Raw genomic sequence first — 19776 nt, forward strand, 5'->3', positions numbered from 1 at the left:
GCAATGCCCAGCCCACTGCGCCCGGACCAACGCCGGTTTCCCCTGCATGTCCATATCAGCGTGATGTTCACCTTCCTGCTGTTGCTGACCGGGGTGGTGCTGGGCATTTTCAACTATCGGCAAACCACGCAGATCATTCTTTCCAGCAGTGAAAAACTCTTCAACCGCATCGAGCAAGACGTCCGGCTGGACCTGCACAACACCTATGAACCGATTCGTCATCTGCTGAGCCTGCTGGCGGACAACCCGGCGGCCAAGGCATCCGATCTGGAGCAACGCCTGGCGCTGCTCAAACCGTTCAGCCAGTCACTCAAGGACAACCCCAACCTGGCCTCGCTGTATCTGGGCTACGGCAACGGCGATTTCTTCATGGTTCGTCCGCTGCGAACCGCCGACCTGAAAGCGCTCGTTAACGCCCCGGCCACGGCGGTTTATCAAGTGTGGAGCATCGAGCGAAACGGCAGCAGCGGCCAGCTGCGTTCCCAATCGTTGTTTTTCGATCAGGAACTGGTTCTCCTCAGCCGTCAGGACAACCCCGACGAAAGCTACGATCCACGAACCCGCGCCTGGTTCTCCAGTGCCAGCAGCGACAGCGATCAGATCACCACCGAACCCTACCTCTTTTTCTCCACCCGCTACGTCGGCACGACCTTGGCCCGACGCAGTGGTGAAAATGCGGTCATGGGGGCCGATCTCACGCTGGCCGAACTCTCCGCAACTCTGGCAAAACACGTTGTAACGCCCAGTACCGAAATCGTGTTGTTCGATGCCGACGGCAATGCCATCGCTTATCCCGACAGCGGCAAACTGATCATCGACGATCAGACCGCTCGCCTGATCAAGGCGGCGGATCTGAGCCCCAGCCTCGGTGCGCTGCTGAACAATCCCCCCAGCGGCAATCGCCTGGACGCCGCCGGACGTCAATGGATCGTTGCCCGCAGCCGCATGCAGGAGGGCGGCCCCCAGGGACTGCAACTGGCACTGCTGGTGCCGGAAGATGAATTGCTCGTCGATGCCTACCGCATGCGCTGGCAAGGCGCGCTGATTACCCTGGCCACGCTGTTGCTGTGTCTGCCGTTGGGCTGGCTGACGTCGAGAATCCTGGTCAAACCCTTGCGCACGCTGGTGCAGGAAGCCGATGCGATTCGCAGTTTCGATTTCAATTTTCCGGCCTCGCGGCGCTCACCCGTGCTTGAGGTCGATCAACTGAGCGTGTCGATGACGCGCATGAAAGACACCCTGGCGAGTTTTTTCCAGATCACCGACAGCCTGAGCGCCGAAACCCGTTTCGCCCCGCTGTTGGAACGGGTGCTGTTCGAAACCGTGAAAATCGGCCAGGCCCAGGCCGGGCTGATCTACCTGCGGGAAAACGATGGCGATCGCATGGAACCCCATGGCCTGGTCATCAACGGCACCTCTCAGGCATTGCCATCGTTCGACCTGCGCGGGCACGGACTTCAGGACCCGCAAAGCCCTGCATGGCTGCAACAGCTGGGGAACACCGACAATATCGTCGCCAATCTCGGTTTCGAACAAGTCGGGGACTTGCAGAAAGTGTTGCTGGCGCTGGAATGTCCGCGGGTCCATCTGATCGGTATCCGGCTGCACAATCGTCACAACGAAACCGTGGGCTTGCTGGTTCTGCTGCTGGGCGATAGCGGCAACCAAAGTGATCTGGAAAAACTTCGCCCGGACCGCATCGCGTTTCTCCAGGCTGTCTCCGGCGCGGCGGCCGTGAGTATCGAAAGTCAGCGTCTGCAAGCCAAACAGAAACAACTGCTGGACGCGTTCATTCAACTGCTGGCCGGCGCGATCGATGCCAAGAGTCCCTACACCGGCGGCCACTGTCAGCGGGTTCCGGCGCTGACCCTGATGCTCGCCCAAGCCGCCGCAGCCAGCCAGGAACCTGCCTTCAGCGCCTATCAACCCACCGAGGATGAGTGGGAGGCGCTGCACATCGCCGCCTGGCTGCACGACTGCGGCAAGGTCACCACCCCGGAATACGTGGTCGATAAAGCCACGAAACTGGAAACCTTGAACGACCGCATCCACGAAATCCGCACCCGTTTTGAAGTGCTCAAGCGCGATGCCTGGATCAACTACTGGCAAGCCATTGCCTTGGGCGGTGACGAGCAGCACTTGGCCGCCCTGCGCAACGCCAGTCTGGCGGGGCTGGACGATGATTTTGCGTTCGTTGCCCGCTGCAACCTGGGCGGCGAGGCGATGGCCGAGATCGACCTGCAACGCCTGCGCGGCCTGGCCCAGCGCACCTGGACCCGGACGCTGGATGACCGGCTGGGCGTCTCCTGGGAAGAGAACCGGCGCCAGGCCCGAACACCGGCGCCGCCCCTGCCGGTCAGCGAGCCGCTGCTGGCGGACAAACCCGAGCATCTGTTCGAGCGTGCCGAAGCCGAGCTGATTCCGGAAGACAATCCATGGGGTTTCAAGCTCGACGTGCCGCGCTACAAGTACAACCGGGGCGAGCTTTACAACCTGAGCATTACCCGGGGCACCCTGACGCGCGAGGAGCGTTACATCATCAACCACCACATGGTGCAGACGATCCTGATGCTCAGTCATCTGCCCTTCCCCGGTCACCTCAACAACGTCGCGGAAATCGCCGGCGGCCACCACGAAAAAATGGATGGCACCGGTTATCCCAAACAGTTGAAGCGCGAAGAAATGAGCCTGCCGGCGCGGATGATGGCGATTGCCGATATTTTCGAAGCGCTGACCGCCGCCGATCGCCCCTACAAGAAAGCCAAGTCCTTGAGCGAGGCGCTGGGGATCATGGCCACCATGTGCCGTGACGCCCACATCGATCCTGAGTTGTTCGGGCTGTTCATCAACGCCGAAATCTATTTGCAGTACGCCGATCGCTTCCTTGATCCCCAGCAGATCGATGCGGTGGATGCTTCAAGCCTGCTGGTCAAGGCAGGCTTGAGGGTGTGATCAGCAATCGGTCAGGCGCAGGAAAATCGCCGCCAGTTGTTCGATGCCGGCTTGGTCTTGAGCGGTAAAACGCGCCAGTTTCGGACTGTCGAGGTCCAGTACACCGATCAGCCGACCGTCCTTGACCAGTGGCACGACCAACTCGCTATTCGACGCGCTGTCGCAAGCGATGTGCCCGGGGAACGCGTGCACGTCCTCGACCAACTGAGTCTGCAAGGTCGCAGCCGCCGTCCCGCACACGCCCCGGCCGAACGGAATACGCACGCAGGCGATCTGTCCCTGGAATGGGCCAAGCACCAGCTCTTCATTGCGATTAAGGTAGAAACCGGCCCAGTTCAGGTCATCGAGCTGGTTGTACAAAAACGCTGAAAACTGTGCGGCATTGGCGATAAAATCCCGCTCGTCCGCCAGCAACGATTCCAGCTGCGCCCACAGCATGCCGTAGCCTTCGAGGCCCTGGCCGCTCTTTTGTAAATCGATCATGCCTTGTGCTCCAACAGCTTGAGCCCGACCCAATAGCGGGCAAATTGATACGCGCAACGTCCATTGCGATTGCCGCGGCCCGTGGCCCAGCGCACCGCGAGGATGTCCAGTTCTTCGTCGCGCTGCCAGGCCAGGCCGGACTTGTCGGCCAATTGACCGATCCAGTGTTCGACGACATTGAGGAAGTGTTCCTGAGTAAACGGATAGAACGACAGCCACAGGCCAAAACGGTCCGACAGCGCGATCTTGTCTTCCACCGCTTCGCTGGGGTGGAGTTCGCCGTCGACCCTTTTCCAGTTTTCGTTATCGCTTTCCTTTTCCGGCACCAAGTGGCGGCGGTTGGACGTGGCGTACAGCAGAACATTATCCGGCGCCTGTTCGAGAGAGCCGTCGAGCACGCTCTTGAGCACGCGATAGTCGCCCTCGCCCGACTCGAACGACAGGTCATCGCAGAACAGCACAAAACGCTGGGGCAATTTGGCAATCTGTTCGACCACTCGCGGCAAGTCGGCCAGGTGATCGCGCTCGATCTCGATCAGCCGCAGACCGGCCTTGGCGTGTTCGGCCAGCAAGGCGCGCACCAGCGACGATTTGCCGGTGCCACGCGAGCCCCAGAGCAAGGCATGGTTGGCCGGCATGCCATCGAGGAATTGTTGGGTGTTGCGCCCCAGTTGCTCCAGTTGCCGGTCGACGCCGATCAGGTCGGACAGACGCATGTCGAGGCTGACTTCAAGCGGCAGCAGAAAACCGCTGCGCCCCTCGCGCTGCCAGCGTGCGGCCAGGCACTGATTCCAGTCGATGGCCTGCCGGGGGGCGGGCAACAGCGGTTCGATACGGGCCAGAACGGCATCGGCGCGTTCAAGAAAAGCATTCAATCGGGAATCCACGTCTTCTCCTCGGGCACGTTCACAGTAATGATGGCGCTACAGCGACGAAGCACAGCGCTCGGTGTCCGGTTCATCCCTTGTTGCACAAGGGCTCGCGAGAACATCGGTATCCATGCATGATCGACTATGCTTGAGCAGCGAAGGGAAACGGAAGTGGTTCAACACCCCATGGATATCAAGTTCACCAACCGGCTGTCCTACAAGCAAGCCCGGCTTACCGTGCTGGTCGGTTTCATTCTGGGCACGCTGCTCAGTCTGCTGCAAATAGGCATCGATTATGCCAGCGAAGACGCCTCCATCAACCGCGAAATACTGTCTTTACTGGAAATCAGCCATAACCCTGCCTCCCGCATTGCCTACAACATCGACGCTGAACTCGCTCAAGAACTGACCCTGGGCCTGCTGCGCTCGCCCGCAATCATCGCCGCGCAGTTGACCGATAACAACGGGACGGTGCTGGCCAGCGTCAAACGCCCGGAGGTGCAAAACGGTTATCGGGTGATCAGCGACTTTCTGTTCGGCGCCAACCGGCAGTTCGAAGACCGTCTCTACCTGGATCACTTGCCGAGCGAATCCCTCGGCATCCTGCGCCTGGACGTCGACACCTATTCCTTCGGCAATCGTTTCCTGCGTCGGGCCGAGGTAACCCTGCTCAATGGCTTTGCCCGCAGCCTGTTGCTGACCGGCATCCTGCTGGCGCTGTTCTATGTGATGCTGACCAAACCGTTTGCGCGGGTGATCCGCGAACTCAGCAGCCGCGACCCGCGCAGCGCGGAGCCGACGTCGCTGGAGTGTCCGACCGGCCATGAAAACGATGAGATCGGCGTACTGGTCAAAGTGGCCAACCAGCAATTCGAAAACATCGCCACCGAGATCCAGCAACGGCGCAACGCTGAAAACCGCCTGACCGACTACCTCGGGCAGTTGGAAAACATCGTCTCGGCCCGCACCGCGGAACTCAAGGCCATCAACACCCGGCTCAGCCAATCCAACGAGGAACTGGAAACAGCCCGCAGCACCGCGCTGGACATGGCCGAAGCGCGCTCGGTGTTCCTGGCCAACATGAGCCACGAGATCCGCACGCCCCTCAACGGTTTGCTGGGGATGATCGCGCTTTCCCTGGATGGCCCACTCAATGCCGAGCAACAGCAACAGCTGTCTATCGCCCATGACTCCGGCAAAGTCCTGGTAGAACTGCTCAACGATATTCTCGATCTGTCGAAGTTCGATGCCGGCCAACTTGAGCTCGAACACATTCCGTTCGACCTCGGCTCGTTGATCGAGGACACCGCCAACCTGCTGTCGCAGAACGCCGCGCCGAGCGTCGAGCTGGCCTGCCTGATCGATCCGCACTTTCCGGCGCTGGTGCTCGGGGACCCGACCCGGGTGCGGCAGATCGTCAGCAATCTGTTGTCCAACGCGCTCAAATTCACCCGTTTCGGTCGGGTTGATGTGCGCCTGTCGACGTTCGAGGACGGCGTCAGAATCGAAGTCTGCGACACGGGCATCGGTATCGCCCAGGACGCCCAGCTCAAGATCTTCCAGCCCTTCACCCAGGCGGGTGCCGGAATCACCCGGCAATTTGGCGGTACCGGGCTGGGGCTGGCCCTGACCTTTAACCTTTGCGAAGCCATGCAAGGACGCCTGACCATCAGCTCGGAAGTGGGCTTCGGCAGCCAGTTCTGCGCGGACTTGCCGTTACCTTGCCACACCCGGGCTCTACCACCCGCAACCATGCGCGGCAGCATCATCGCGATCACCGCCGCCAGCAGTGGTTTGGCGGAGTTGCTCAAGAGTCTGTTGCCCGGCTGGGGGCTGGACTATCAGCAGCGCTCCATCGAAGACTCGTTGATCGGACTGAACCCCGATGTCGTGATCACCGATTGCCCTGAATGCCTGTTCGGCCTGCGTCCCTCCTGTACTGCGCCGATTCTGCTGGTGACCGCTTACGGCAGTTTCATGCCCATCGAACAAGCCAGCGCCCTCGCCCCGTTGCAGCAACAGGCCCGGCCGCTGGCGCGCAACGCGCTGTACCAGACGCTGCGGCGCATCCTGCTGCCGGAAATCAATACGATCAACGATGCCCGGCTCGACCTGCTCTCCCCCCAACGACGCGGACGCGTGCTGCTGGTGGAGGACAACCCGGTCAATCAATTGGTGGCCAAGGGGATGCTCGGAAAACTCGGTTGCGAGGTGATTGTCGCCGCGCACGGTGGCGAGGCCCTGGATCAGCTGGAGCACAGCGAATTCGATCTGGTGCTGATGGACTGCAACATGCCGGTCATGGACGGCTACGAGGCCAGTCGGCAAATCCGGCGTAGCGGGCGTTGGCCGCAGCTGCCCATCGTCGCCCTGACCGCCAACGCCATGTCCGAAGAACGCGAACGCTGTCGTGCGGCGGGCATGAGCGACTACCTGGCCAAGCCTTTCCGTCGGGAGGAACTCGCCGCCCTGCTGGACTTGTGGATTCCCACTACGACAGTGATCTGATTTGCCCCAACAGGTGATCGAGGCCATCGCGCAGGTCATTCAGGCGGTCCAGATCAACGCCGCTATCGCACAGCAGACGAGCCTTGAGCGGCCCGACCTGATCACGCAACGCCTTGCCGGTTGGCGACAGGCTCAGATGCACCTCCCGCTCATCCCGTGCCGAACGCTGACGCTGAACCAGTTGCAGTTGCTCAAGACGCTTGAGCAACGGCGTCAGCGTGCCGGAATCCAGCGCCAGGCGTTCGCCCAGCGCCTTGACCGTCGGCTGTTCGGGAGCGGCCTCCTGCCATTCCCACAACACCAGCATCGCCAGGTATTGCGGGTAGGTCAGGCCGAGCTGATCGAGCATCGGCTTGTAGGCGCGGATCACCGCGCGGGAAGCGGCGTACAGCTTGAAGCACAGTTGGCTGTCGAGCTTCAGGGAATCGACTGACAACGTGTTCATTTGAGCAGGGCTTCGATCTCGGCGCTCAAATCCTGCGGCTTGGTCGCCGGAGCGAAGCGCTTGACCAACTGGCCGTCCTTGCCGATCAGGAACTTGGTGAAGTTCCACTTGATGCCCTGGGAACCAAGTACACCCGGTGCGCGTTTTTTCAACTGCACGAACAGCGGATGGGCGTCGGCTCCATTGACTTCAATCTTTTTGAACAGCGGGAAACTGACGCCGTAGTTCAGCTCGCAGAACTCGGAAATCGCCCCTTCGTTGCCCGGCTCTTGTTTGCCGAATTGATTGCAGGGAAAACCGAGCACCACCAGGCCTTGATCCTTGTAGGTATTCCACAGTTCTTCGAGACCTTTGTATTGCGGGGTAAAACCGCATTTGCTCGCGGTGTTGACCACCAGCACGGCTTTTCCGGCGAAATCCGCCAGGGTCTTTTGCTCACCCTTGATGGTGGTGCAAGGGATACTCAGCAGGTTGTCGCTCATGGCAAAGAGTCCATATCCAGGAAGAAAGGACAAACATAGCGAGCAATTGAATTGCGTGCAATTTAATTATCCGAAGAGCGATCGAAAGATCGCTCCCGGCCTCTTACACCCGCGGCACCAGGTCCAGGCACACCGAATTGATGCAATAGCGCAGACCGGTGGGCGGCGGGCCGTCCGGAAATACGTGCCCCAGGTGCGCATCGCACTTGGCGCAGACCACTTCGGTGCGGATCATGCCGTGGCTGACGTCACGGATCTCGACCATCGCACTGTCGCCGATCGGCGCGTAGAAGCTCGGCCAGCCGCAGCCGGAATCAAACTTGGTTTTCGAATCGAACAACGGCTCATTGCAGCAGATGCAGTGGTAAACGCCGTCGGTCTTAGTGTCGTTGTATTTGCCGGAGAACGGGCGCTCAGTGCCCTTGAGGCGGCAAACGTTGTACTGCTCTGGGTCGAGCATCGCCTTCCATTCTTCCAGGGTTTTATCCAACTTTTCCATCATCACACCTCAGCAGCTGAAAAAGCCCGATCTGTACCTTTTCCACGGATCGGGCGGCACGTATGATTGCGCCTCGTCAAACGCCAGTCTGGCAGCCAGACCACGCGCATTCAAACGGATTTATGGGTGCTGCACTTCAAGGCGTCAGGCCTGTGTGAATACGCAGGATTCCCAGTACGGTAGTTCATACGCCGCCTGGATCGTTCATTTTCGGGAACACATCGCCATGCAGGTCAGCAAATCGAACAAGCTCGCCAACGTCTGCTACGACATTCGCGGCCCAGTGCTCAAGCACGCCAAACGCCTGGAAGAGGAAGGCCATCGCATCCTCAAGCTGAACATCGGCAACCCGGCGCCTTTTGGTTTCGAAGCGCCGGATGAAATCCTCCAGGACGTGATTCGTAACCTGCCGACCGCCCAGGGCTACAGCGATTCCAAGGGCCTGTTCAGCGCCCGCAAAGCCGTCATGCAGTACTACCAGCAAAAGCAGGTGGAAGGCGTCGGCATTGAAGATATCTATCTGGGTAACGGCGTTTCCGAACTGATCGTGATGTCGATGCAGGCCCTGCTCAACAATGGCGACGAAGTGCTGGTGCCGGCTCCCGACTATCCGCTGTGGACCGCCGCGGTCAGCCTGTCGGGCGGCAACCCGGTGCATTACCTGTGCGACGAGCAGGCCAACTGGTGGCCTGACCTGGCCGACATCAAGGCCAAGATCACCCCGAACACCAAGGCGCTGGTGATCATCAACCCGAACAACCCGACTGGCGCGGTGTATTCCAAGGAAGTCCTGCTGGGCATGCTGGAACTGGCTCGCCAGCACAATCTGGTGGTTTTTTCCGACGAGATCTACGACAAGATTCTGTACGACGATGCCGTGCACATCTGCACCGCCTCCCTCGCACCGGATTTGCTGTGCCTGACCTTCAACGGCCTGTCCAAATCCTATCGCGTCGCCGGTTTCCGTTCCGGTTGGATCGCCATTTCCGGCCCGAAACACCACGCCCAGAGCTACATCGAAGGCATCGACATGCTGGCGAACATGCGCCTGTGTGCCAACGTGCCGAGCCAGCACGCGATCCAGACCGCCCTAGGTGGTTATCAGAGCATCAATGATCTGGTACTTCCGCAAGGTCGGCTGCTGGAACAGCGCAATCGCACCTGGGAACTGCTCAACGACATTCCGGGTGTGAGCTGCGTCAAGCCGATGGGCGCGCTGTATGCGTTCCCGCGCATCGACCCGAAAGTCTGCCCGATTCACAACGACGAGAAATTCGTGCTCGACCTGCTGCTCTCCGAGAAGCTGCTGGTGGTCCAAGGCACAGCCTTCAACTGGCCATGGCCGGACCACTTCCGTGTCGTGACCCTGCCGCGCCTGGATGACCTGGACATGGCCATCGGACGTATCGGCAACTTCCTCAAGTCCTATCGCCAGTAAGTGGTCTGTCACCGTGCGACGCTTGCTGAAGTCGCACGGTGATTGATTCAGCAACATATCTTTGCGCCCCTGCAAACATCGCTGCTTCTATCACTGACTGATGACTCATTGCGTGCTCGTGTCTAACAAAGACGGGGCTTGCGACGTTAATTGGCTGACAAACACTTCCCGTATCGACGTCGGAAATGCCCTGCAAGCAGCTAGACTCTTGCCGTAGGACACAGTTTGAAATAGTCACTCGGTTGAATAGCCCGGTGCAGCACCTTATATACCCCGCAGTACGCTACATCTTTAGCATGAGGAGATTTCTACAACCATGATGCGCATCCTGCTGTTTTTGGCCACTAACCTGGCGGTCGTGCTGATTGCCAGCATCACCCTGAGCCTTTTCGGCTTCAACGGGTTCATGGCGGCCAACGGGGTTGATCTCAACCTCAATCAGCTGCTGATTTTCTGTGCGGTCTTTGGTTTCGCCGGCTCGCTGTTCTCGCTGTTCATCTCCAAGTGGATGGCGAAGATGAGCACCAGCACCCAGATCATCACTCAACCGCGCACGCGTCACGAGCAATGGCTGCTGCAAACCGTCGAGCAACTGTCCCGCGAAGCCGGGATCAAGATGCCCGAAGTCGGGATTTTCCCAGCCTACGAGGCGAACGCCTTCGCCACCGGCTGGAACAAGAACGATGCTCTGGTCGCGGTCAGCCAGGGCTTGCTCGAACGCTTCTCGCCGGATGAAGTAAAAGCTGTTCTGGCCCACGAAATCGGCCACGTGGCCAATGGCGACATGGTTACGCTGGCGCTGATCCAGGGCGTGGTGAACACCTTCGTGATGTTCTTCGCACGGATCATCGGCAACTTTGTCGACAAGGTGATCTTCAAGAACGAAGAAGGCCAGGGTATCGCCTACTACGTGGCGACCATCTTCGCCGAACTGGTGCTGGGCATCCTGGCCAGCTCGATCGTCATGTGGTTCTCGCGCAAACGTGAATTCCGTGCCGACGAAGCCGGTGCTCGCCTGGCAGGTACCAGCGCGATGATTGGCGCACTGCAACGCCTTCGTGCAGAACAGGGGCTGCCAGTGCACATGCCCGACACCCTGAATGCCTTCGGCATCAACGGTGGCATCAAGCAAGGGTTCGCTCGCATGTTCATGAGCCACCCACCGCTGGAAGAGCGTATTGACGCACTGCGTCGTCGGGGCTGAGAGGTTCCGCGATAAAAGAAAAGGCCCGCAGCGATGCGGGCCTTTTTTTTGTCTTCTGATGGGTGCGGTGTTCTTTCTGGCCCCCTCGCGGGCAAGCCCGCTCCCACATTAGACCGCGCCCGTCTGAACGACTCGATCAACTGTGGGAGCGGACTTGCCCGCGAAGAGGCCGGCACTGTCGACGCAGTTATCAGCTCGAAACCCGATACACCCGCTCTTCAAGCCGCGTGACGCCACTCTCGATAAACTTCCAGCTCTCACCCAGGACGTCCTGGTCTTCCAGGACCTTCAGCGCCCACGAAGCGCCAAACAACCGTTGCACTTCGTCATCCAGCACGGCAAACGGCGGCCCGTCCTTTTGCACCTGGTCGTAATCCAGGGTAATCAACAGCCCCAGAGAATCCTTCGGCAGAATCCGCTTCAGATGCTCGGCGTATTGCTCACGCATTGTCGGCGGCAAGGCGATCAACGCCGCGCGGTCGTACAGCGCGCTGCAGTCAGCGACATCGCCAGCAGTCAATGCGAAGAAATCGCCACACCAGATCTCGATCGATCCCGCCCGATAGACTGTGAAGGGTCCTTGATCGCTGACATCCGGGTCAAATTGGTGCTCATGGAAAAAGTCTTCCACCGCTTTTTCCGACAACTCGATGCCCAATACCTCGTGACCGCATTTTGCCAGCCACAGCAGATCCAGGCTTTTCCCACATAACGGCACCAGTACGCGCGCGCCTTCTTCCAGGCCGAGCTGCGGCCAGTACCGTTGCAGATATGGATTCACTTCCGGCAGGTGAAAGCCGATCTGATTCGACGTCCACCGCTTGTGCCAAAACTCCGGCTGCATAATTAATCCCGAAAATTCGATCAAAAGACCCAAAAACTTATATTAGATTTAGATCAATGATCTGACTGAAGATGGTGCCATCTTACCCCTCAGGAGCTCATTCATGTTCCCCAGCCTGTATATATCCCATGGTTCCCCCATGTTGGCACTGGAACCGGGCGCCAGTGGCCCTGCCCTCGCCCGCCTGGCCGCCGAATTACCTAAACCCAAGGCGATTGTCATCGTTTCCGCGCACTGGGAAAGTAATGAACTGCTGGTCAGCGGAAATCCCCAGCCAGACACCTGGCATGACTTCGGCGGCTTTCCACGGGCCTTGTTCGAGGTGCAATACCCGGCACCCGGTGATCCGCAACTGGCGACAGAGGTTGTCGAACTGCTGAAGACCGATGGCCTGCCTGCACGTATCGACACCGAACGGCCGTTCGACCATGGCGTCTGGGTGCCCTTGTCGTTGATGTATCCGCAGGCCGACATCCCGGTGGTGCAAGTCTCGCTGCCGACCCGCGGTGGCCCGGAGCTGCAAAACCGCGTCGGCCATGCCCTGGCCAGCCTGCGCGGTCACGGCGTGCTGCTGATCGGTTCCGGTAGCATCACCCACAACCTGCGTGAGTTGGACTGGCACGCCGGCCCGGAAAGCGTCGAGCCGTGGGCGAAAGCGTTTCGCGACTGGATGATCGAGAAGCTCGCTGCGAACGACGAAGACTCGTTGCACGATTATCGCCAGCAAGCACCGAACGCCGTGCGCAGCCATCCCAGCGACGAACATTTGCTGCCGCTGTACTTTGCTCGCGGTGCCGGGGGTGAATTCAGCGTTGCCCATCAGGGTTTCACCATGGGGGCGCTGGGTATGGATATTTATCGCTTTGGCTGACCGGTAGACCGAGTCGCCTCCTTCGCGAGCAAGCCCGCTCCCACAGGGGATTTGTGAACAGTGCAGATCCAATGTGGGAGCGGGCTTGCTCGCGAATGGAGCGCCACCGTTCTCCTGACCTGGCACAAACAGCAGGCAAAAAAAATCCCCGAACCAGTCGGGGATTTTTTATGTTCGATCAATCAGCCCGAGAGCGGATCAATCTTCGCGATAGCGACGCAGCTTCAACTGCTTACCGGCAACGCGAGTGTCCTTCAGCTTGGTCAGCAGACGCTCCAGACCATCTTCCGGCAGCTCGACGAGGCTGAAGCTGTCACGCACCTGGATGCGACCGATCGCTTCACGCGCCAGGCCACCCTCGTTGAGGATAGCGCCCAGCAGGTTCTTGGCAGCGATACCATCACGCGCACCCAGCGCGGTACGGCAACGAGCACGACCTTCGGCCAATGGAACCGGAGCACGACGCTCACGATCACCACGGTCCGGACGATCACCGGTACGCTCTGGACGATCGCCACGCGGTGCGTTGTTCGGCACCAGTGGACGTTCTTTCTCGATCGCAGCCAGGGTCAGCGCTTGAGCGTTGGTTGCCTTGCGCAGCAGGGCTGCGGCCAGGGCACGCGGGGTGCAACCGATGTCGGCGGTCAGGCGATCCAGCAGATCACCGTGAGTCGATTCGGCATCGGCCACCAGCGGCGACAGGCTGTTGGTCAGTTTCTTGATGCGGGCATCGAGAACGGCCTGAGCGTCCGGCAGGCGAACTTCGGCAACTTTCTGACCGGTTACACGCTCGATCACTTGCAGCATGCGGCGCTCACGCGGAGTCACCAGCAGCAATGCACGACCTTCGCGACCGGCACGGCCGGTACGGCCGATACGGTGAACGTAGGATTCCGGGTCGTACGGCATATCAACGTTGAACACGTGAGTGATACGCGGAACGTCCAGACCACGAGCAGCAACGTCAGTCGCCACAACGATGTCCAGACGGCCATCCTTGAGGGATTCGATCACGCGCTCACGCTGGTTCTGAGCAATGTCACCGTTCAGCGCAGCGGCTTTGTAGCCTTTGGCTTCCAGGGCACTGGCCAGGTCCAGGGTCGCTTGCTTGGTGCGCACGAACATGATCAGGGCGTCGAAGTCTTCCACTTCCAGCAGGCTCAATACAGCCGAGGTCTTCTGGTCAGCGTGAACCAACAGGTGAGCCTGTTCGATCGCGGTAACGGTCTGAGTCTTGGTCTGGATCTTCACGTGTTGCGGATCGCGCAGATGGCGCTCGGCAATGGCACGGATCGACTGCGGCAGGGTGGCCGAGAACAATACGGTCTGACGGGTTGGCGGCAGAGCCTTGAAGATAACTTCGAGGTCGTCCATGAAACCCAGTTTGAGCATTTCGTCCGCTTCGTCGAGAACCAGGTGGTTCACGGTCGACAGGACTTTTTCGTCGCGACGCAGGTGGTCGCACAGACGGCCCGGCGTGGCGACAACGATCTGTGCGCCATTACGGATTGCTTTCAGTTGTGGACCCATAGGGGCGCCGCCGTAAACGGCCACAACGGTAACGCCCGGCATTTGCTTGGCGTAGGTTTCGAAAGCGGTTGCTACTTGCAGCGCCAACTCACGGGTTGGCGCCAGGATCAGGGCTTGCGGCTCGCGCTTTGCAGGATCGATGCGGTGCAGGATCGGCAGGGCGAACGCAGCGGTTTTACCCGTACCGGTTTGCGCCTGACCAATCATGTCGTGACCGGCCATGATGATCGGGATCGATTGCTGCTGAATAGCCGAAGGCTCTTCGTAGCCAGTCGCGATGACGGCTGCAAGAATGTTCGGATTAAGATTAAAAGCGGCGAAGCCGCCGGTTTCCTGGGTCATGGGTCTGCCTCTAAGTGCATCCGCAAAGACCCATGCTCCAAAGCTGCGCATGCCGTGTAAGACTCAAGAGTCGCCCTGGCTGCTTTGTCGGCGGGGATTTGCGAAAACGAATGAATGAAAAAGATTCGTTAAGGGAGAGTCCGCTGTGCGGACGTGCAGCCGAAGCTGACTTCGGGGAATTGCGCTACCTAAACGCGGCCCGGTTAAAGGCCGGCGCGCACTATACCGGAATTCGCCCAAAAAGGGAGCTTTATTTGTCGGAAAACTGGCGTGTACAGCGTTCTGTCACAGGCTTTGCGGATAATCGTGCAACGGTCTATTTTTCAAAGGCCCGGCCCTGCTGCTGATGACGCTAAAACGGTTCACCCTTGTGCCACAGACCTGCGGTCTGATCCCCCTTCCCCGCCCAGAGGAAATGCAGCATGAACGAGCCCAACCCCAGTCGTGTCAGCCGTGAAAGGCACGGTCACGTCCTGATGATCGGCCTGGATCGGGTGGCCAAGCGCAACGCCTTCGACCTCGCCCTACTCAACGAGCTGAGCCTGGCCTATGGCGAATTCGAGGCTGACAGCGAGGCTCGAGTGGCGGTGGTGTTCGGCCATGGTGAGCACTTTACCGCCGGGCTCGATCTGCTCAGTGCCAGCACCGCGCTGGCCGAAGGCTGGAAAGCACCGCCCGGTGGTTGCGATCCGTGGGGTGTATTGGCCGGTCCGCGAGTCAGCAAACCGGTGATTGTCGCCGCGCAAGGCTACTGCCTGACCATCGGCATCGAATTGATGCTGGCCGCTGATATCAACCTGTGCGCCAGCAACACCCGTTTTGCCCAGAAAGAAGTGCAGCGCGGGATATTCCCGTTCGGCGGCGCTACGTTGCGTCTGCATCAGGTGGCGGGATGGGGCAATGCCATGCGCTGGCTGTTGACCGGCGACGAGTTCGACGCCCATGACGCCTTGCACCTGGGGTTGGTGCAGGAAGTCATGGCCAGTGAGGATTTACTGCCCCGCGCGATTGAATTGGCAGAACGGATTGCACGGCAGGCGCCGCTTGGGGTTCAGGCAACGCTGATGTCCGCCCGACAGGCGCGTTACGAAGGGGAAACCGCGGCAACACTGGCGTTGCCGTCGTTGGTGAAGAAGTTGTTGGCCAGTGAGGATGCCAGGGAAGGTGTGCGGTCGATGATCGAGAAACGGCCGGGCGTCTTCAAAGGGCTCTGAGGGATGTATTGACGGGTAGATAGCCTTCGCGAGCAAGCCCGCTCCCACATTGGATCGCAGTCTAATGTGGGAGCGGGCTTGCTCGCGAAGGGGTCCTCACAGGCAACACTTATGTCGCTGGCCGAATCGCCTTGATCAACGACTGCAACGAATACCCCAGACGCGGCGCCAGCCCTTCGGCCCTTGCGAGCAAGCCGTCCATGTCCAGATCCTGATCCAACTCCGAAGGCACGATCAGAATCACGTTGCCCTCCTTCACCGGCAGTTCCCAGTAATGCCGGTGATAAAGCCCGCGCAGCAACGCCGCACCCAGCGGCTTGCCATCGTCGGTGGCCCACTGGTTGATCACCAGCCAGCCACCCGGATTCAGGCGTTTCTGACAGTTTTCCAGGAAGTTCCAGGCCAAGTGCCCGACGCCCGGACCGACATCGGTATAGAGGTCGACGAAAATCAGGTCCGCCGGTTCTGCCGTGTCGAGCAGCTCCAGCGCATCACCGACGCGGATATACAGGCGCGGGTCGTCATCCAGCCCAAGGTATTCGATGGCCAGGCGCGGCACGTCGGGGCGCAGTTCGATGGCCTCGACATCTTCCAGCGGCAGGAACTTGAGGCAGGCTTGGGTCAGCGTACCGGCACCGAGGCCAAGGAACAGCGCGCTTTCCGGCTGCTCGTGACACAACGCGCCAATCAGCATGGCCCGGGTGTAATCGTATTCGAGCCAGCTCGGGTCGGCCGTGAACACGCAGCTCTGTTCGATGGCATCACCGAACTCGAGAAAACGGTAGTCGGCCACTTCCAGCACGCGAATCACGCCGAACTCATCCTGTACCTCGGCGAGCAGATGCTCGACGCGCTCCTCAGTCATTTCGTCTCCTGATGGTCACCGGGCCTACAACGTGGCAAACAGCAACGCAATACACCGCAACATGAAGCGGCAAAGGCGCGATTGTCCGCGAAGCGACGGGAACAGGTCACGCACTAATTTGCTGATAACATGGACGTCCGAGCGTAAAACACTAGAGACCGTGATGAGCCAACCCTGGAGCCCTGACAGCTGGCGCGCCTTGCCGATCCAGCAACAACCCCAATACCCCGACGCCGCGCACTTGGCGCACGTCGAGCAAACCCTGGCCAGCTATCCGCCGCTGGTGTTTGCCGGTGAAGCCCGGGAATTGCGCCGTCAGTTTGCCGAGGTGACTCAGGGTCGAGCGTTTCTGTTGCAGGGCGGCGACTGCGCTGAAAGCTTCGCCGAGTTCTCCGCCGCGAAAATCCGCGACACCTTCAAAGTGCTGCTGCAGATGGCGATCGTCATGACCTTCGCCGCCGGTTGCCCGGTGGTCAAGGTCGGGCGCATGGCCGGGCAATTCGCCAAACCGCGTTCGGCCAACGACGAAACCATCGATGGCGTGACGCTGCCCGCCTACCGTGGCGACATCGTCAACGGCATCGGTTTCGATGAAAAAAGCCGCGTGCCGGACCCGGAGCGCCTGCTCCAGTCCTATCACCAGTCCACCGCCACCCTGAACCTGCTGCGCGCCTTCGCCCAGGGCGGTTTTGCCGACCTGCATCAGGTGCACAAGTGGAACCTGGACTTCATTGCCAACTCAGCGCTGGCGGAAAAGTACAGCCACCTGGCCGACCGTATCGATGAAACCCTGGCGTTCATGCGTGCCTGCGGCATGGACAGTTCGCCGCAACTGCGCGAAACCAGTTTCTTCACCGCCCACGAAGCGCTGCTGCTCAACTACGAAGAAGCCTTCGTGCGTCGCGACAGCCTGACCAACGATTACTACGATTGCTCGGCCCATATGCTGTGGATCGGCGACCGCACCCGTCAGCTCGATGGCGCGCATGTCGAGTTCCTGCGTGGGGTGAACAACCCGATCGGGGTCAAGGTCGGCCCAAGCATGAACCCAGAAGACCTGATCCGCCTGATCGACGTGCTCAACCCGGACAACGATCCGGGCCGTCTGAACCTGATTGCGCGGATGGGTGCGAACAAGGTCGGCGATCACTTGCCGCAGCTGATTCGCGCCGTGCAACGTGAAGGCAAGCACGTGCTCTGGAGTTCCGACCCGATGCACGGCAACACCATCAAGGCCAGCAGCGGCTATAAGACCCGCGACTTCGCGCAGATCCTTGGCGAGGTGAAGCAGTTCTTCCAGGTTCACGAAGCGGAAGGCACTTATGCCGGCGGCATCCATATCGAGATGACCGGACAGAATGTCACCGAGTGCATTGGCGGTGCGCGGCCGATCACCGAAGACGGGTTGTCGGACCGGTATCACACCCATTGCGATCCGCGGATGAATGCCGATCAATCGCTGGAATTGGCGTTTCTGATTGCCGAGACCCTGAAGCAAGTTCGGCGGTGAATCAGTAAGTCTGTCGTTGATTGATCCATCGCCTTCGCGAGCAAGCCCGCTCCCACATTGGACCGCGTCCGTCTGGACAACTCGGTCAACTGTGGGAGCGGGCTTGCTCGCGAAGGCGTCGGTTCACTCACCACCAGTCTGAGCCAACGCCAACCGCAACCGCGCCGCACTCGCCCGCGGACAATTCAACTGAACCTGCGCCAGCCCCAGCCAATCCGCCATCTGCCGCAGATTGACCGCCAGCGCCAGCATCCCTTCGTCATCCAGCCCCGGCTCCTCCTCATGCACGGCATGCACCGCCAGCCTGCCCAACGCCCGCTCGGCGCGCAGGTCGACGCGCGCGGCAATTCGTTCATTGTGCAAAAACGGCAGCACGTAATAGCCGAAGACGCGCTTGTCCGGCGGCGTATAAATTTCCAGCCGATAGCGAAAATCGAACAGGCGCTCGGTGCGGCTGCGCTCCCAGATCAGCGAATCGAAGGGTGACAGCAAGGCACTGGCCTCGACCTTGCGCGGCACCTTAGGCTCGGGCAGACAAAACGCCGGCTGCCGCCACCCCTGGACCTCGCAGGTCAGCAGTTCACCGGCCTCGACCAGCTCCGCCAAACGCGGACGGGCATCACCGGGGCTGAGACGAAAGTAATCGCGCAGATCCTTTTCTGTCGCCACACCCAAGGCCGTCGCGGCATGCCGTAACAAACCGCGCTGGGCTTCGGCCTCATTAAGCAGCGGCTGCGCAAGAATCGCCGAAGGAATCACCCGCTCCGGCAAATCATAAAGGCGTTCGAACCCGCGCCGACCGGCCACCGTCACTTCACCGGCGGCGAACAACCATTCCAGCGCATGCTTTTCCGCGCTCCAGTCCCACCACGGCCCTGCCCGCTCCTGACGGGTCGACAGGCTGCCGGCGCCCAGTGCGCCCAATTCCTGAACCGACGCCAGCACCCGGCGAATCGTGTCCTGTTGCTCACGACCGAAACGGGCCAGCTGCTGATAGATGTCTTCGCCACGGGTCGCGCGCAACATTCGCCAGCGCATCAACGGGTACATCGACAACGGCAGCAACGACGCTTCATGGCCCCAATATTCGAACAACGTGCGTCGCCGCCCCTGACTCCAGGCAGCCTGGTCGAGCAAGTCGGATGAGTAATTACCAAGGCGGGAAAACAAGGGAAGGTAGTGCGAACGCACCAACGCATTGACCGAATCGATTTGCAGAATGCCCAGTCGTTCGATCAGCCGGTTGAGCTGAACCGGTTTGATCGCCGCTGGCGGCTGGCGCCCGTTGAATCCTTGGGCAGCCAGCGCCAGACGCCGAGCCTGTTTGAGGGAAAAGGACAGTGTCGCGGGCATGAGCATCTCCTTGTCTGCTCGCAACCTACCTCACCGGGAGACGGTTTGTGTAGTTGGCAATGACTCATTTGTGCATTGGGTCATCCCAGAATGGGCGGATGGCTTCGTGCTCGACATCCGCACGGCTCAGCCCGATGTCCTTCAACGCTTCATCACTCATGCCCGCCAACATTTCACGTTCGCGGTGCAGTTCGTACCAGCGATTAAACTTGTGCAGCAAATCCGATATCAGGTGGATGGAATGTTTTTCTACCTCTGCATAACCTTTTTGACCTTTCATCTTGTTGCCCTCCGTTTAGGATGGCTCAAGTGTCGCGCCGGGGCTAAGATCAATCCAACGAATGTTTCTGATGTAACACATCTCGGA

17 protein-coding genes are annotated in these 19776 nt (G+C 60.0%); 7 read left to right on the forward strand and 10 right to left on the reverse strand.

Annotation, left to right across the window (positions count from 1 at the left end; genetic code table 11):
• Positions 1-3 precede the first annotated feature (3 nt).
• Positions 4-2952, forward strand: a complete 2949-nt coding sequence (locus tag ACA055_RS21260; RefSeq protein WP_497680441.1) for an HD domain-containing phosphohydrolase — start codon at positions 4-6, stop codon at positions 2950-2952.
• Here the strand turns inward: ACA055_RS21260 and ACA055_RS21265 are convergent, their stop codons facing one another.
• Positions 2953-3435 (reverse strand): GAF domain-containing protein, encoded by a 483-nt coding sequence (locus ACA055_RS21265; RefSeq protein ID WP_497680442.1) that lies wholly within the window; start codon positions 3433-3435, stop codon positions 2953-2955. It abuts the gene before it with no gap.
• Positions 3432-4322, reverse strand: coding sequence for an ATP-binding protein (locus tag ACA055_RS21270; RefSeq protein WP_497680443.1), 891 nt, complete (start codon positions 4320-4322; stop codon positions 3432-3434). Before ACA055_RS21270 ends, ACA055_RS21265 begins: the two co-directional genes overlap by 4 nt.
• A gap of 168 nt (positions 4323-4490) precedes the next feature.
• Between ACA055_RS21270 and ACA055_RS21275 the strand changes: the two genes are divergently transcribed.
• The gene (locus ACA055_RS21275) at positions 4491-6812 is read left to right on the forward strand and encodes a hybrid sensor histidine kinase/response regulator (protein ID WP_497680444.1); all 2322 of its coding nucleotides are present in this window, start codon (positions 4491-4493) and stop codon (positions 6810-6812) included.
• Here the strand turns inward: ACA055_RS21275 and ACA055_RS21280 are convergent.
• The 3 genes from ACA055_RS21280 to msrB all read right to left on the reverse strand — a co-directional run bounded on the left by ACA055_RS21280 (position 6796) and on the right by msrB (position 8238).
• On the reverse strand, positions 6796-7257 hold the full coding sequence (locus ACA055_RS21280; RefSeq protein WP_214377578.1) for a MarR family winged helix-turn-helix transcriptional regulator: 462 nt from the start codon (positions 7255-7257) through the stop codon (positions 6796-6798). The genes ACA055_RS21275 and ACA055_RS21280 overlap by 17 nt on opposite strands.
• Positions 7254-7739 carry a glutathione peroxidase gene (locus ACA055_RS21285; RefSeq protein WP_497680445.1) on the reverse strand — a complete coding sequence of 162 codons (486 nt, stop codon included), beginning with the start codon at positions 7737-7739 and terminating at the stop codon, positions 7254-7256. Before ACA055_RS21285 ends, ACA055_RS21280 begins: the two co-directional genes overlap by 4 nt.
• Before the next feature lie 103 nt (positions 7740-7842).
• Positions 7843-8238: a peptide-methionine (R)-S-oxide reductase MsrB gene (gene msrB, locus ACA055_RS21290; RefSeq protein ID WP_497680446.1), complete on the reverse strand. Its 396-nt coding sequence runs from the start codon at positions 8236-8238 to the stop codon at positions 7843-7845.
• A 226-nt stretch (positions 8239-8464) separates the two neighbouring features.
• Between msrB and ACA055_RS21295 the strand changes: the two genes are divergently transcribed.
• Both ACA055_RS21295 and htpX read left to right on the forward strand, forming a co-directional pair.
• A complete protein-coding gene (locus tag ACA055_RS21295) occupies positions 8465-9676 on the forward strand; it encodes a pyridoxal phosphate-dependent aminotransferase (protein WP_247292446.1) in 1212 nt (403 codons plus the stop codon).
• A gap of 316 nt (positions 9677-9992) precedes the next feature.
• Positions 9993-10880, forward strand: coding sequence for a protease HtpX (htpX, locus tag ACA055_RS21300; RefSeq protein ID WP_064676487.1), 888 nt, complete (start codon positions 9993-9995; stop codon positions 10878-10880).
• 190 nt (positions 10881-11070) lie between these two features.
• Here the strand turns inward: htpX and ACA055_RS21305 are convergent, their stop codons facing one another.
• Positions 11071-11724, reverse strand: a complete 654-nt coding sequence (locus ACA055_RS21305; RefSeq protein WP_497684460.1) for a thiopurine S-methyltransferase — start codon at positions 11722-11724, stop codon at positions 11071-11073.
• Between the two features lie 103 nt (positions 11725-11827).
• Between ACA055_RS21305 and ACA055_RS21310 the strand changes: the two genes are divergently transcribed.
• The gene (locus ACA055_RS21310) at positions 11828-12595 is read left to right on the forward strand and encodes a DODA-type extradiol aromatic ring-opening family dioxygenase (RefSeq protein ID WP_497680447.1); all 768 of its coding nucleotides are present in this window, start codon (positions 11828-11830) and stop codon (positions 12593-12595) included.
• 198 nt (positions 12596-12793) lie between these two features.
• On the opposite strand, the gene ACA055_RS21315 is transcribed toward ACA055_RS21310, so the two are convergent.
• The gene (locus tag ACA055_RS21315; RefSeq protein ID WP_008146183.1) at positions 12794-14467 is read right to left on the reverse strand and encodes a DEAD/DEAH box helicase; all 1674 of its coding nucleotides are present in this window, start codon (positions 14465-14467) and stop codon (positions 12794-12796) included.
• Between the two features lie 422 nt (positions 14468-14889).
• Here ACA055_RS21315 and ACA055_RS21320 point away from each other — a divergent pair, with 422 nt between their 5' ends.
• On the forward strand, positions 14890-15681 hold the full coding sequence (locus ACA055_RS21320) for a crotonase/enoyl-CoA hydratase family protein (RefSeq protein WP_497680448.1): 792 nt from the start codon (positions 14890-14892) through the stop codon (positions 15679-15681).
• Between the two features lie 109 nt (positions 15682-15790).
• On the opposite strand, the gene ACA055_RS21325 is transcribed toward ACA055_RS21320, so the two are convergent.
• Positions 15791-16546 carry a spermidine synthase gene (locus tag ACA055_RS21325; RefSeq protein WP_497680449.1) on the reverse strand — a complete coding sequence of 252 codons (756 nt, stop codon included), beginning with the start codon at positions 16544-16546 and terminating at the stop codon, positions 15791-15793.
• A 163-nt stretch (positions 16547-16709) separates the two neighbouring features.
• Here ACA055_RS21325 and ACA055_RS21330 point away from each other — a divergent pair, with 163 nt between their 5' ends.
• A complete protein-coding gene (locus ACA055_RS21330; RefSeq protein ID WP_497680450.1) occupies positions 16710-18056 on the forward strand; it encodes a class II 3-deoxy-7-phosphoheptulonate synthase in 1347 nt (448 codons plus the stop codon).
• 123 nt (positions 18057-18179) lie between these two features.
• Here ACA055_RS21330 and ACA055_RS21335 read toward each other — a convergent pair whose 3' ends face one another.
• Together ACA055_RS21335 and ACA055_RS21340 are read right to left on the reverse strand one after the other, a co-directional pair.
• Positions 18180-19409 (reverse strand): winged helix-turn-helix domain-containing protein, encoded by a 1230-nt coding sequence (locus ACA055_RS21335; protein WP_497680451.1) that lies wholly within the window; start codon positions 19407-19409, stop codon positions 18180-18182.
• Between the two features lie 64 nt (positions 19410-19473).
• Positions 19474-19689, reverse strand: coding sequence for a DUF1127 domain-containing protein (locus tag ACA055_RS21340; protein ID WP_497680452.1), 216 nt, complete (start codon positions 19687-19689; stop codon positions 19474-19476).
• Between the last annotated feature and the right edge of the window lie 87 nt (positions 19690-19776).

Source organism: Pseudomonas sp. LBUM1657 (assembly GCF_059716075.1).

Bases quoted from the DNA above. Each gene is read 5' to 3' on its own strand.
- ACA055_RS21260 (WP_497680441.1), top strand. From the start codon at position 4: ATGCCCAGCCCACTGCGCCCGGACCAACGCCGGTTTCCCCTGCATGTC.
- ACA055_RS21285 (WP_497680445.1), bottom strand. From the start codon at position 7,739: ATGAGCGACAACCTGCTGAGTATCCCTTGCACCACCATCAAGGGTGAG.
- ACA055_RS21340 (WP_497680452.1), bottom strand. From the start codon at position 19,689: ATGAAAGGTCAAAAAGGTTATGCAGAGGTAGAAAAACATTCCATCCAC.
- ACA055_RS21315 (WP_008146183.1), bottom strand. From the start codon at position 14,467: ATGACCCAGGAAACCGGCGGCTTCGCCGCTTTTAATCTTAATCCGAAC.
- ACA055_RS21265 (WP_497680442.1), bottom strand. From the start codon at position 3,435: ATGATCGATTTACAAAAGAGCGGCCAGGGCCTCGAAGGCTACGGCATG.
- ACA055_RS21275 (WP_497680444.1), top strand. From the start codon at position 4,491: ATGGATATCAAGTTCACCAACCGGCTGTCCTACAAGCAAGCCCGGCTT.
- ACA055_RS21280 (WP_214377578.1), bottom strand. From the start codon at position 7,257: ATGAACACGTTGTCAGTCGATTCCCTGAAGCTCGACAGCCAACTGTGC.
- ACA055_RS21320 (WP_497680448.1), top strand. From the start codon at position 14,890: ATGAACGAGCCCAACCCCAGTCGTGTCAGCCGTGAAAGGCACGGTCAC.
- ACA055_RS21325 (WP_497680449.1), bottom strand. From the start codon at position 16,546: ATGACTGAGGAGCGCGTCGAGCATCTGCTCGCCGAGGTACAGGATGAG.
- msrB (WP_497680446.1), bottom strand. From the start codon at position 8,238: ATGGAAAAGTTGGATAAAACCCTGGAAGAATGGAAGGCGATGCTCGAC.
- ACA055_RS21335 (WP_497680451.1), bottom strand. From the start codon at position 19,409: ATGCCCGCGACACTGTCCTTTTCCCTCAAACAGGCTCGGCGTCTGGCG.
- ACA055_RS21330 (WP_497680450.1), top strand. From the start codon at position 16,710: ATGAGCCAACCCTGGAGCCCTGACAGCTGGCGCGCCTTGCCGATCCAG.
- htpX (WP_064676487.1), top strand. From the start codon at position 9,993: ATGATGCGCATCCTGCTGTTTTTGGCCACTAACCTGGCGGTCGTGCTG.
- ACA055_RS21305 (WP_497684460.1), bottom strand. From the start codon at position 11,724: ATGCAGCCGGAGTTTTGGCACAAGCGGTGGACGTCGAATCAGATCGGC.
- ACA055_RS21310 (WP_497680447.1), top strand. From the start codon at position 11,828: ATGTTCCCCAGCCTGTATATATCCCATGGTTCCCCCATGTTGGCACTG.
- ACA055_RS21295 (WP_247292446.1), top strand. From the start codon at position 8,465: ATGCAGGTCAGCAAATCGAACAAGCTCGCCAACGTCTGCTACGACATT.